This is a genomic window from Saccharopolyspora sp. NPDC000995 (assembly GCF_053599315.1).
Genome location: NZ_JBSFLZ010000155.1, coordinates 1 through 14,858 on the forward strand (window position 1 = coordinate 1; position 14,858 = coordinate 14,858).

The 14,858-nt window shown below is 69.7% G+C and carries 2 protein-coding genes; both read right to left on the reverse strand.

Going from position 1 to position 14,858, the window contains the following annotated elements:
• Positions 1 to 5,534 (reverse strand): SDR family NAD(P)-dependent oxidoreductase (locus ACWDKQ_RS31845; protein WP_450142474.1); only part of this gene is annotated, 5,534 nt, incomplete at its 3' end.
• Positions 5,535 to 5,584: 50 nt separating this feature from the next.
• Positions 5,585 to 14,858: SDR family NAD(P)-dependent oxidoreductase (locus ACWDKQ_RS31850; RefSeq protein ID WP_450142475.1), on the reverse strand; the 9,274-nt coding region annotated here is incomplete at its 5' end.

Below are 14,858 nucleotides of genomic sequence, written 5' to 3' on the forward strand. Positions count from 1 at the left end.
TCGATGCCCGCACGCTCGAACGCCTCCCACGACGTCTCCAGCAACAACCGCTGCTGCGGATCCATCGCCAACGCCTCACGCGGCGAAATCCCGAAGAAATGGGGGTCGAATTCCGCGGCCTCATGCAGGAAACCGCCCGCCCGCGTGTAAGAGGTCCCCCAACTGTCCGGATCCGGGTTGTAGAGCCCCTCGAGATCCCAGCCGCGATCGGTGGGGAAGCCGGTGACCCCGTCCCGGCCGGTGGCCACCAGATCCCACAGTTCTTCGGGCGAAGTCACCCCACCCGGGAAGCGGCACGCCATACCCACGATCACGATCGGATCGTCCGTGGCCGGGGCACTGGCCAGCACCGGGGTCGGCACCGTCGGCTCGCTGCCGGTGATCTCGGTCAGCAGGAACTCGGCCAGCAGCCCGGGGGTGGGGTAGTCGAAGATCAGCGTCGAGGGCAGGGACAGCCCGGTTTCCGCGGTCAACCGGTTCCGCAGTTCGACGGCGCTCAGCGAGTCGAAGCCCACCTCCCCGAACGCCTGTCCGATATCGATCGCCTTCGCGCTCGAATGGCCAAGCACCGCCGCGGCCTGTCCACGGACCAGGTCCAGCACGGCCGTCTCCCGGGTCTCGGAGACATCAGCTCTCGTGAGCCGGTCCCGCAAGGTTCCCGGTCGCGCCACTTCTGCGGCTGCCGAGCGGCGCAGCGGCGCATGCACCAGGCCACGCAGCACCGGTGGGATCTGTGGCTGGCGCCGCACGACGCGGCTGTCCAGCCGCATCGCGACCACCACGCCCGATTCCGCGGCGGTCAGGTCGAACAGTGCCAGGCCCTGGTCGTGGCTCAGCGGCGGGAAGCCTGCACGGTCCATCTGGCGGATGTCCGAGTCGGCGAGCCCGGCGGTCATCCCGCCCGAGGGCACCCAGGCACCCCAGGCAAGTGACAGCCCCGGAAGGCGGAGCCCGCGCCGATACTGGGCCAGGCCGTCGAGGAAGGTGTTCGCTGCCGCGTAGCTGCCCTGACCCGCGCTTCCGAACACCCCGGCGGCCGAGGAGAACAGGATGAACGCCGCGAGGTCGAGGTCCCGCGTCAGCTCGTGCAGGTGCCAGGCCGCGTCGGCCTTCGCGCGCAGGACGGTATCCAGGCGCTCGGGTGTGAGAGCGTCGAGGACGCCGTCGTCGAGCACCCCGGCGGCGTGGATCACCGCGGTCAACGGGTGCTCGGCGGGGATCGACGCGAGGACCTCGGCGAGCGCGTCGCGGTCGGCGGCGTCGCAGGCCACCACCCGGACCTCGGCACCGAGCGCGGTCAGCCCCGCGACCAACTCGGTGGCCCCGGCCGCTTCGCTACCGCGGCGGCTCAGCAGCACCAGGTTTCGCACTCCGCGTCCGGCCACGAGGTGCTGGGCTAGCAGCCCGCCAAGGCTGCCGGTCCCGCCGGTGATCAGCACCGTCCCGTCGACGTCCCAGTGCGGCGCCGAGTATCCCGCTGGAATCCGCGTCAGCCTGCCGACCTGGATCTCGCCGTCACGCACCACGACCTGCGGCTCGCCCGAAGCGGCAGCCATCGGCAACACGGCCAGTGATTCCGCTTCGCCGTCGAAGTCGATCAGCGCGAACCGGTTCGGGTGCTCCGACTGCGCCGATCGCACCAGGCCCCACACCGAGGCGGCGACGACGTCGAGCAGATCCCCGACGGGCAGCGCGCCCTGTGTCACGAATGCCATCCGCGAACCCGAGAAACGGACGTCGGCCAGCCAGGTCCGCATCAGCCCGAGCACTTCGGCGGTCGCCGCACGCACGGCGCCTGGCACGTCGGCCAGCTCAGTCTCGAGCGGGACGTAGACGGTGCCGGGAACGGCCATGCCGTCGTCCACCGCGGCCGTCAGTTCGGCGAGGTCGGAGAACGAGGTCACGCCGGGGGCGCCCAGGTCCTCGCCGAGCACGATCACCGGTTCGCCGGGAAGCCCGGCATCGGCTTCCAGCGGCACCCAGTCGAGCCGGAAGAGCGAGTCCCGTCCCACTTTCACGGCCGGGCTGCCGGAGACGCCGACGTCGACGGGACGCAAGATCAGCGAATCCACCGACAGCACCGGCTGCCCGAGCTGGTCGGACACTTCGAGTGCGAGCCGGTCCGCGCCGAGCGGCGTAAGCCGGACGCGCGCCGCCGAGGCTCCGGCGGCGTGCGGGGTCACCCCCGTCCAGGAGAACGGGAGGCGCCCGGTTTCGCCATCGAGCCCCGAGACGTGCAGCGCAGCGTCGAGCAGCGCGGGGTGCAGGCCGAAGGTGGCCGCGTCCGCGCGTTCGTCCTCGCCCAGCGAAATTTCGGCGAAGAAGTCCTCACCGCATCGCCAGACCGCCCTCAGACCGCGGAAAGCCGGGCCGTAGTCGAAACCGGCTTCGGCCAGCCTGTCGTAAAGCCCAGTTATGTCGACTGGCTCAGCCCCGGCCGGAGGCCAGCTGCCGCCTTCTTCGGCGGCCGGACGACCGGCGCCGGCCAGTGCTCCGCTCGCGTGCCGGGTCCAGAGCTGGTTCAGGGCGTCGGACTGCCGCGCGTAGACGCTCAACGCCCGCCGGCCGGACTCATCCGGCGCGTCGACGACCACCTGGACGGCGACGGCGGTGTCCTCGGCCAAAACCACCGGGGCTTCCAGGGTCAGCTCTTCGACCCGGCCGCAGCCGACCTCTTCCCCAGCGCGGAGGGCCAGTTCGAGCAACGCCGTGCCAGGTAACAATACGGTCCCGGCCACGACGTGACCCGCGAGCCAAGGATGCGACCGCAACGACAGGCTGCCGGTGAACACGTGACCGTCCGCCCCGGGAAGCTCCACCGCCGCACCCACCATCGGATGGTCGATCTCGCCGAGACCGAGCGCCGCCGCGTTACCGGGCCGCACGGCGATTTTGGGCCAGTACCGTTCCCGTTGGAAGGCGTAAGTCGGTAGTTCCACCGGCACGGCGGGGGTGTCGGCGAACACCGCGGCCCAGTCCGGGGTACCCCCCACCGTCCAGATGCGTGCAAGCGCGGTAACGGCGGTTTCCTCCTCTCCTCGGTCCTCGCGCAGCAACGGGATCGTGACGGCATCAGCCAGGTTCTCGTGGATCATCGCGGACAGCACACCGTCCGGGCCGAGTTCTACGAAAACTCCGGCACCGACCGCTTCGAGGGCGTGCACCCCCTCGGTGAACCGCACAGTCTCCCGGACATGGCGGACCCAGTATTCGGGATCGCCCCATTCTTCGGTTACCACCGCCCCGGTCACCGTGGACACCGCCGGGATCGACGGCGCTCCGAACGAGAGGTCCGCGATGACCGCGCGGAACTCCTCCAGCATCGGCTCCATCAACGCCGAATGGAAGGCGTGACGCACTTGCAGGCGCCGGCTCTTGAATCCGTCCACTTGCGACACCGCGGCTTCGGTCCCGGCGATCACCACCGAACGCGGGCCGTTCACCGCCGCCAGTGACACACCATCTGGCAGCGGTGGCAAGTCCGCCTCCGAAGCCTGGACCGCCACCATCACACCACCGGCCGGCAATGCCTGCATCAGACGGCCACGAGCGGACACCAGCGCACAGGCATCCTCAAGAGACAGCACGCCCGAAACGTGCGCGGCCGCGATCTCACCGATCGAATGGCCCGCCACGAAATCAGGGGTGATGCCCCAGGACTCCAGCAATCGGAACTGTGCCACTTCCAGCGCGAACAATGCCGGCTGCGTGAACTCGGTTTGCCCCAAGGCCTCCTCGTCGGCTGACAGGAGATCGAGCTCCAGCTGGGCGGCCACGGCGTCGAAAGCCTCGGCGAACGCCGGGAACCGGGCGTGCAGCTCGCGCCCCATACCCACCCGCTGGCCGCCCTGACCGGCGAAGACGAACGCCGTCTTCGCGCCGCTAGTGGCAATCCCGGTGAGCAGGTTCGGCGAAGCCAGGCCGTTACGGAAGTCGGCCAAGCGGGTGCCAACGACCACCGCACGATGCTTGAACGGAGCTCGCGAAAGAGCCAGCGCCCTGCCGACCGGCGCGACGCTGATCTCGGGATTGGCCTCCACAAAGGACAGCAGCCGCTCCGCCTGCGCGCGCATGGCCTCTGGCGAGCGGCCGGAAAGCACCCACGGCCGGATCACGGTGTCGGTCACCGGCGCCGCTACCGGGGATTCGGGCGCCTGTTCCAGGATCACGTGCGCGTTCGTCCCGCTGATACCGAACGAAGACACACCCGCGCGCCGGAGCCGGCCCGCGTCCGGCCACGGCACCCGTTCCGTCGCCAGGACCACCGCGCCGCTGTCCCAATCGACCTTGCTGGAAGGCGCCTCCGCGTGCAAGCTCGGCGGGACCACACCATGCCGCATCGCCATTACCATCTTGATGATCCCCGCCACCCCCGCCGCGGCCTGGGTGTGCCCGAAGTTCGACTTGACCGACCCGAGCAGCAACGGACGGTCCGCCGGCCGTCCCTGGCCGTAAGTGGCGAGCAGCGCCTGCGCTTCGATCGGGTCGCCGAGGGTCGTACCCGTCCCGTGCGCCTCTACTACGTCAACATCGACCCCGGCGAGCCCGGCGGCGGTCAGCGCCTGCCGGACCACCCGCTGCTGAGACGGCCCGCTGGGTGCAGTCAGCCCGTTCGACGCGCCGTCGGAGTTGACCGCGGTGCCTCGCACCACGGCCAGGACGTGGTGCCCCTTGCGCCGGGCGTCCGAAAGGCGCTCCACCACGAGGATGCCGACGCCCTCGGACCAACTGGTGCCGTCGGCGGAATCGCTGAATGACTTGCACCGGCCATCGGCGGCGAGCCCGCCTTGCTTGCTGAATTCGACGAACGTGCCCGGGGTGGCCATCACCGTCACTCCACCGGCCAGCGCGAGGTCACACTCGCCGGAACGCAGCGCCTGCCCGGCCAAGTGCAGCGCGACCAAGGAGGACGAGCACGCCGTGTCGATGGTGACGGCCGGGCCCTCCAACCCGAACGTGTAGGCCAGGCGGCCCGACATCACGCCGCCGGCGTTGCCGGTGGCGAGGTAGCCCTCGACGTCTTCGGGAAACTCGACCGTCTGCGACGACCCGTAGTCGTGGTAGATCACGCCGACAAAGACGCCGCTTTCACTGCCACGCAGGGAGGCAGGATCGATCCCGGTACGCTCGATCGCCTCCCACGAGGTCTCCAGCAACAACCGCTGCTGCGGGTCCATCGCCAGCGCCTCTCGCGGCGAGATGCCGAAGAAACCCGCGTCGAAGTTGGCGGCGTCGTGCAGGAACCCGCCCTCACGCGCGAAACTCGTCCCGCGTTCCCCGCGGTAGTCGTCGAACAGCCCGTCGATGTCCCAGCCGCGGTTGTCCGGGAATCCGGAGATCCCGTCCCCGCCCGAGTACGCCAGATCCCACAGCTCCTCCGGCGAGGTCACGCCACCGGGATAGCGGCAGGCCATCCCGACGATGGCGATCGGCTCCTGTTCGCCGGACTCGAGTTCCCGCAGGCGGGCGCGAGCGATCAGAAGATCGTTGGTCGCTTTCTTGAGGTAGCCACGAAGCTTCTCTTCGTTCGTCATTTCAGAGCCCTGACTGGTTGGTGAGCGGAAATCCGATGACGGGGCGGGAGTCATTCGTCGTCCAGCAGTGCGAAGAGTTCATCGTCGGTGGCGAACTCGACGGAACCACGGACGTCGTCGCTGTCCGGGGTGTCCTCGACCTTCGCGAGCAATACCCGCAGGCGCCTCGCTATTCGTCTGCGAGCGGCGTCCTTGGGATTCGACAGCGATAACGCGTTCTCCAATCGGTCGAGTTCGAAGACGACGTCCGGCGCCGCGTCCGTCAGGACCTTGCCGAGCAGGTACTCGGCCAGCAGAACAGGAGTCGGGTGGTCGAAGGTCAGCGTCGCGGGCAGGTTTAGCCCGAGCGCCGAGCTCAGGCCGTTGCGCAGCTCGAGCGCGGTGAGGGAGTCCAGGCCGAGCTCCCGGAACTCACGCTCGGCCTCCAACGCGGTGGCCCGGTCGTAACCGAGAACCGACGCCACCTCGGCGGTGACGATGCCGACCATGGCAGTCTCGCTGTCCCGCCGATCCAGGCCGTTCAACCGGGCGACGAGGTCGGGGGGAGCCTCGGCGGCGGTCACCGCGCAGCGCCGAGCCGGCGCGGCGACCACTCCACGCAACAGGTGTGGCACCTCCGGAAGCGCACGGAGCATGCGGAGGTCCAGAGGCACCGCCACTACCAGCGAGCGGTCACCGCCGATAGCCGCGTCGAACAGGGCCAGCCCGCGTTCCGGTGGGAGCGCAGGCATGCCGGAGCGCGCGATGCGCCGCAGATCAGCTTCGGTGAGAGTGGCGGTCATCCCGCGATCGAGGTCCCACGCGCCCCACGCCAGGGACAGCCCGGGCAGGCCCTGTGCGCGTCGGTGTGCGACCAGCGCGTCGAGACCGGCATTGGCCGCCGCGTAGTTCGCCTGTCCCGGACTGCCGAGCACCCCGGCGACCGAGGAGAACACGACGAAAGCCGACAGGTCGGACCCGCGGGTGAGCTCGTGCAAGTTCCAGGCCGCGTCGACCTTCGGCCGCAGCACCGTGTCCAGGCGTCCCGGGGTCATCGCCGCGAGAACACCGTCGTCGAGGACCCCCGCCGCGTGGACCACCGCGGTCAGCGGGTGTTCAGCGGGAATCGTGGCGAGCAGCGCGGCAACGTTGTCACGATCCGCCAGATCACCCCCTGACACCCGGACCTCGGCGCCGTGCGCGGCCAGTTCTGCCACCAGGTCCGCCGCGCCGGGAGCCATATCACCGCCTCGGTTCGCCAGCAGCAGGTGTCGCACACCATGTCCAGTCACGAGATGCCGGGCCAGGTGCGCGCCGAGAGCGCCGGTACCACCGGTGATCAGGACCGTACCTTCGCGGTCCCAGACCTGGCTTTCAGCCGGGGGAATCTTGACGAAACGTCCGAAGTGGACCTTGCCGTCGACGATCCGGGCCTGCGGTTCTCCCGAGGCCACAACGCCCGCCAGTAGCTCGCGGGAAACCGGCCCGCTGTGTGCGGGAGTATCGACGAGGACAAAGCGGCCGGGATTCTCCCACTGCGCCGAACGCACCAGACCCCAGACCGCCCCCTGCCCGACGTCCGTCTCGGCGTCACGGGTCACCACAACCAGGCGGGCGCTGCCGGACCGCTCGTCGGCCAGCCACCGCTGCAGGTGGCTCAGAACGTCGGTCACCGTCGCATGTATCGCGCCGGAAGGCACGCCGAGCAGCACGACTTCGGGTCTGAGCTCACCCAGCTCGGCCAGGTCCGCGCCCACCGGGACACCTTCGACGACCGGCTCACCCAGCACCACCCAGCCGTCTGCATCGGCGGCCGCGGGCACGTCGACCGGTGTCCACTCCAAACCGAGCAACGCGTCCTGGCCGGCGGCGAGCGCAAGCCGGTTGGCCGCGAAAGGCCGCAGCACCAGGGAACCAACCGATGCGATCGGCTCGCCGGTGGTGTCGGCCACCGCGATCGCCACCGAGTCAGAGCCGGTCGTGGTCAACCTGACCCGCAGCGCCGAAGCCCCGTGGGCATATAAGGAGACGCCGCTGTAGGAGAACGGCAACCGGGTGCCTTCGGCTTCGGCGAGACCCGCGAAGACCGAGGTCTGCACCGCCGCGTCCAGCAGCGCCGGATGCAGCCCGAAGCCCGCCGCTTCGGCGCAGGCCGCCTCGGGCAGTGAGACCTCCGCGAACACCTCGTCGCCACGCCGCCAGGCGGCCGTGAGCCCCCGGAAAACCGGACCGTAGGTGAACCCGGCATCGAAGGCCAGCTCGTCGTAAAAGCCTTCCAGGTCGACCGGTTCGGCGCCGCGGGGAGGCCACAGGGCCGTGTCGAATGCGGGGCCGGAAGGATCGGGCGGCACCAGCACCCCGGTGGCGTGCCGGACCCACGACTGGCCGGAATCGTTGTCCGCGCGAGAGAAGATGTTCACTTCACGGCCGGCGGAGTCTTCGCCACCGACCGCAACCTGGAGCAGCACCGCGCCGTTTTCCGGGAGGATCAGCGGCGCTTCCAGGGTGAGCTCGCCGATCCGGCCGTAACCGGCCTCGTCCCCGGCGCGGATGGCGAGTTCCACGAAGGCGGCGCCGGGGACGAGCACCGAGCCCGCCGCGACGCGGTCCGCCAGCCACGGGTGGCTGTGCACTGAAAGCCTGCTGGTGAACACCAGCCCACCGGAATCCGGGGTCTGCAGGGCCATTCCGAGCAACGGGTGCCCAGTCGCGTCGAGCCCCGGGGCCGAACCGCCGCGCGTAGGTGCGCCGTCGGGCCAGTATCGCCGGTGTTGGAACGGGTAGGTGGGCAGGTCGATCCGGCGTGCGCCGTGGCCGTGGAACACTCCGCGCCAGTCGATGCCAACGCCGTGGACATACAGCCGGGACAGCGCGGCGGTGATGGCCTCTTCTTCACCGCGGTCCTTGCGCAGGAGCGGGACCGTCAGCACGTCGGTGCCGATGTTCTCCTGTGCCATGGCCGTGGCCGCGCCGTCCGGCCCGAGTTCGACGAACGCTGTCACGCCGAGGTCGGCGAGCAGTGTGACACAGTCGGCGAACCGGACCGTTTCGAGCACATGCCGGACCCAATATTCTCCTGAACACATACCGTCTCCGGCGTGGTCACCGGTCACCGTCGAGATGATCGGGATCACCGGCTCACCAAAAGATAGCCTTTCCGCGATCTGACCGAACTCGTGCAGCATCGGCTCCATCAGCGGCGAGTGGAACGCGTGGCTGACATTAAGCCACCGTGTCCGCCGCCCCCGCGCCGCGAACTCCTCGGCGATCGCGGCGACCGCACTCTGCTCACCGGAGATCACCACTGAAGATGGCCCGTTGACCACCGCGATCGACACCCGATCAGCGACCCCCGCCAGCAGCGGAAGCACTTCCTGCTCGGCCGCCTGGACCGCGACCATCACCCCACCAGCGGGCAGCGCCTGCATCAGCCTGCCGCGCGCGCTTACCAGCCTGCCCGCGTCCTCCAGCGACAACACCCCGGCGACATGCGCCGCAGCGATCTCGCCGACCGAGTGTCCGGCCAGGAAATCCGGCCGGATCCCCCACGACTCCACCAGCCGGAACAGCGCGACCTCCAACGCGAACAACGCTGGCTGGGCAATCCCAGTCCGTCCAAGCGATTCCGCCTCGGACGTGCCCGCCTCGGCAAACATGATCTCGCGCAACCTCGGCTCAAGGTGTTCGGCGACCTCGTCGAACGCGCGGGCGAACACCGGGAACCGGGCGTGCAGCTGACGGCCCATATCCGCACGCTGGCTACCCTGCCCCGCGAACAAGAACGCCACTCGGCCGGAGTCCCGCCGCACTCCCTCGGCCACGCGTCCACCGGACGCGTACGCTTCCAACTCGGCGAGCAGCCCCGCCCGCCCACTACCCGTCACGACCGCCCGATAGTCCAAAGCGGACCGGCTGACCGCCAAGGAATATCCCACATCGAGCGGACTCGACACGGAATCCTCCACAAAGGACATCAGCCTTGCCGCCTGCGCGCGCACCGTTTCCGGTGTCCGCGCCGACAACACCCACGGGACCACCGCAGGTTCGAGGGGTGCGGCCTCCTCGACAGTCACAGCCGGAGCCTGTTCAACGATCACATGCGCGTTGGTGCCGCTGATCCCGAACGCCGACACCCCAGCGCGACGCGGCCGTCCTGGCTCCGGCCACGCGACCTTTTCGGTCAGCAACTCGATTGCACCGCTCGCCCAGTCCACGAACGTGGATGGTTCCGTCACGTGCAACGTCGTCGGCAGCACGCCGTGGCGGATCGCCATGACCATCTTCATGATCCCGGCGACCCCGGCGGCGGCCTGGGTGTGCCCGATGTTCGACTTCACCGACCCCAACCACAACGGCCGTTCCCGGTTCTGACCGTAGGTCGCTAGCAGCGCCTGCGCCTCGATCGGGTCACCTAGCACCGTGCCGGTGCCATGTGCCTCGACCACATCAACATCCGACGTGGACAAACCTGAGGCCGCGAGCGCCTGCCGGATCACCCGCTGCTGCGACGGGCCGTTCGGCGCCGTCAACCCGTTCGACGCACCATCAGAGTTCACCGCGGAACCCCGCACCACAGCCAGCACATCGTGCCCCAACCGCCGAGCCTCCGACAGCAGCTCCACCACGAGGACCCCGACCCCCTCGGCGAGCCCGAACCCGTCGGCGCTGTCGGAGAAGGCCTTGCACCGGCCGTCGACGGACAGCGCGCGCTGCCGGCTGAACTCGACGAACTCGCTGGGATCGACCATCACCGCCACGCCCCCGACCAGCGCGAACGAGCACTCGCCGGCCCGCAGCGCCTGCCCAGCCAAGTGCAGCGCCACCAGCGACGACGAGCACGCCGTGTCGACGGTGACCGCGGGCCCCTCCACCCCGAAGGTGTAGGCCAACCGACCGGACATCACGCTCGGCGAGTTCCCGGTGCCGATGTGGCCTTCGAGCTGCGCGGCGGCGGGCGTTTGACTCAGCATCTCGGCGTATCCGATGGCCGAGCAACCGATGAACACCCCGCCGGAGCGTCCCTTCACCGAGGTCGGGTCGATGCCCGAGCGTTCGAGAGCCTCCCACGACGTCTCCAGCAGTAGCCGTTGCTGCGGGTCTATGGCGAGCGCCTCACGCGGGGAGATCCCGAAGAGCGCCGGATCGAACCCGGCCGCGTCGTCGAGGAAGCCGCCGTGTCGCGTGTAGCTCGTGCCAACGTGGTCGGGATCGCTGTGGTGCAAGCCATCCAGGTCCCAGCCGCGGTCGGTGGGGAACGGGGCGATGACGTCGGCGCCGCTGGAGACGAGATCCCACAGGTCTTCCGGGGAATTCACGCCGCCCGGGTAACGGCAGGCCATCCCGACGATCACCAATGGATCGTCCGAAGTGGATGGACCGCTTCGCGTTGTCGCGGTTACCGGGCCCGCGCCGCCGGTGAGCGCGGCCACGAGGTGGTCCGCGAGCGAGGCCGGCGTCGGGTAGTCGAAGGCCAGGCTCGCCGGCAGGCGAAGTCCGGTCGCTTCGTTCAGCCGGTTGCGGAGGTCCACTGCGGTGAGCGAGTCGAAGCCCAGCTCGCCGAAGGCACGGTCCGCTTCGACGGCATCGGAACCGTCGTACCGCAGGACGGCCGACGCCTGCGCGCGCACCAAATCCAAGACGACGCGGGCGCGTTCGGCTTTCGGCAGTGCAGCTAGTCGTCCGCCGAGCGTAACCGTGGTGCCCGAGCTGTTCGTCGCGGACCGCCGGACTGGATTCCTGACCAGCGAACGCAGGGCGTACGGGAGTTCTGGCCGCGCTCGCAGCGCGGCCAGGTCGAGGCGGGCCGATACGACCACGGGCTCGTCGAGCCCGGTCGCGAAGTCGAACAACGCCAGCCTCTGGTCATCGGAAAGTGGCAGCACGCCAGCTCCGGTCAGGGCAGTGTCCTGGCTCCAAGCCAGTGAGATACCGGGCAGCCCGAGACCGCGACGGTACGCGGCTAACGCATCCAGCCCGGCGTTCGCCGCCAGCACGGCAGCCTGCCCGCCGCCGAACAGTCCAGCCGCCGACGAGAAGAGCACGAAAGCCGACAGGTCCTGGTTCCGGGTGAGTTCATGCAGGTTCACCGCGACGCCGAGCTTCGACCTGAGCACCTCGTCCAGTCGCTCAGGGGTCAACTCCGCGACGCCGTCCTCACTGATCGTCTCTTCGGTGTGGAGCACGGCCGTCAGCCGCAGCGGCGAGAGGACCTCGGCCAGCGCGTCGCGGTCGGTGAGGTCGCAGTCGACCACACGGACGTCGGCGCCGTGCACGGTCAGTTCCGCGACGAGATCCGCGCCGCCCTCACCGGTACCGCCGAGCAGCACCAGGTTCCGCACACCGCGCTCCTCCACGAGATGGCGGGCGAACAGCGCACCCGGACCCGTGGTGCCACCGGTGATCACCACGGTGCCCTCGATGTCCCACGGCCGCGAAGACTCCGGCCGGCTCGGCACCCGGGCCAGCCTGCCGACGAGGACCTCCCCCGCGCGTACCACGACCTGCGGCTCACCCGTGCTCACCGCGGCGGGCAACGCCCTCACCGAGGCGGGATCTTCGTCGATGTCGACCAGGACGAACCGGTCCGGGTGCTCCGCCTGTGCCGCGCGAACCAGGCCCCACACCGACCCCGAGGTTGCGTCGGTCTGCGCATCACGGGTGACGAAAACCAGTTTGGCGGCCGCGAACCGCTCGTCGCCCAGCCACTGCTGGATCCGCCCGAGCACCTGGCCGGCGGTTTCGCTCGCCACCGGCACGAGCAGCGTTTCGGGAACCTCGCCGTCGAACGCGTCCAGCCCGGCAGCGACCGGCAGTCCGAAGCCCTCGTCGTCCAGCACGGCCCACCGCTGTACGCTGGGATGCGGCTTGGTGACCGCGGCGATCCACCCCAGCCGCAACGCCCAGGCCCGGGGTGACGCGGCCGTCGCGTGCGAGACGCCCGCCGATGCCGGACGCAGTGTCAGTGCCTCGACGGATGCCACTGGCGCCTCGGCGGGATCGGCCAGCGTGAGTGAGACGGTGTCCGTGCCGGTCCGTCGTAGTCGGACCCGCAGGTGTGTAGCACCGGTGGCGTGCAGGGAGACTCCGTTCCACGAGAACGGCATCCGGCTAGCAGGCTCGTCGTCTCCGTTGATCCACGCGGTGTGCAGGGCTGCGTCGAGGAGTGCTGGGTGCAGGCCGAATCCGTGTGGGTCGATGCCGGCGGGTAGCGCGGTTTCGGCGAAGATTTCGTCGCCGTGGCGCCATGCGGCGGTCAGTCCCTGAAACACCGGGCCGTAGGCGAAGTCCGCGTCGGCCAGTCGCTGGTAGAAGCCGTCCAGGTCGATCGGTTGGGCACCGGGCGGGGGCCACTGGCCCGGTACGGGCGGTGTGGTGGGTGTGGTGGTGGAGAGCACACCGGTTGCGTGGCAGGCCCAGACGGTGTCGGTGGTGTCGTCATCGGTACGGGAGTGGACGGTGAACACGCGCCGGCCGGACTCGTCAGGGCTTTCCACCACGATCTGGATCCGGACCCCACCGGTGTCGGGGAGCACGAGAGGTTTTTCCAGGGTGAGTTCCTCGAGGTGGTCACAGCCGGTCTGATCACCCGCCCGGAAAGCGAGCTCGACATAACCGGTCGCGGGAAACAGGACCCTCCCTGCCACGGTGTGCTGGGCCAGCCAGGGATGCGTCCGCAGGGAGAGACGACCGGTGAACACATATCCGTCCGTGCCCGCCAGCTCGACCCCCGCACCGAGCAGGGGGTGATCCACCATGCCCAGCCCGGCCGCGGTCACATCACCAGCACCGGCCACGGCCTCGGGCCAGTACCGTTCACGCTGGAACGGATACGTCGGCAGGCTCACCCGGCGGGCACCAGGAAAGACCGGGGCCCAGTCCACCGGCACGCCACGGACGTGCAATTCCGCGGCCGACCGCAGAAACCGGTCCAGGCCACCCTCGCCGCGACGCAACGACCCGGCCACCAGCGCCGGCTCCCCGGCGGTGTCGGTGATCGCGGGAGTCAGCACCGGGTGGGGACTGATCTCCACGAACACACCGAACCCCCCGGCCAAAAGCGACTCGGTGGCCTGCTGGAACCGGACGGTCTCCCGCAGATTCCGGTACCAGTAACCGGCGTCCATACCAGCGGTATCCAGCACTTCGCCGGTAACGGTGGAATACAACGGAATCCGTGCCGCCACCGCAGTCACACCCGCGAGATCCCGCAGGATCTGCTCCCGGACCGAGTCGACCTGACCGGAATGCGACCCGTAATCCACCCCGACCCGGCGCGCCCGCACCCCCGCCGCCACCCACTCCTCGACCAACCCCTCCAACGCCGGCACATCACCGGAAACCACCACCGACGAGGCACTGTTGACCGCCGCCACCGACACCCCATACCGCCGCGCATACCCCGCGGCCTCGGCCTCCGGCAGCGACACCGCCACCATGCCACCACCCCCGGCCAGTGCCCGCAGAGCACGGCTGCGTAACGCGACCACCCGGGCCGCGTCCCGCAACGACAACGCCCCGGCCACATACGCCGCGGCGATCTCGCCCTGGGAGTGCCCGAGGACCGCGTCCGGAACCACACCCACAGACCGCCACAACGCCGCCAACGACACCATCACCGCCCATAACACCGGCTGCAGCACATCAACCCGGGCCAGCGCCACCTCATCCTCGAGCACATCGAACAACCACCAGTCGGTGAACTCCGACAACACCACCGCGCACTCCGCCATCGAGTCCGCGAACACCCGCGACGAGCCCAGCAACCCACCGGCCATCCCCAGCCACTGCGACCCCTGCCCCGGGAACACGAAAACGACCTTGCCCGCCGCACCCGCCGTTGCCGCCGCACCCACCACCAACTCCGGCGCGGACCCGCCCCCCGCCAACACCCCCAACCCCGCCAACAGGGCCTGCCGGTCACCGACCACCACCGCACGATGCTCGAACACCGAACGCGTGGTAGCCAGCGAGAAACCCACATCCACCGGGTCCTGCCCGTCCGCGAACGACACCAGCCGCACCGCCTGCTCCCGCACCGCCCGCGGCGACTTACCGGAGAGAACCCACGGCACCACAACCGACACCGCCCCGCCCGATACCTCCGACTCCACCACCTCGGCCGCTCCGGCCGACTCCACCACACCGGCCGACTCCACCACACCGGCCGACTCCACCACACCGGCCGACTCGACCACACCGGCTGGGTGGGCTGGTTCGGCGGGTTCGGTTGCCGGGGCGGTCTCGATGATCACGTGCGCGTTGGTGCCGCTGATCCCGAACGAGGACACCCCGGCCCGGCGGGGGTGCCCGGTTCGTGGCCAGGACACCGACTCGGTCGCCAGCTCC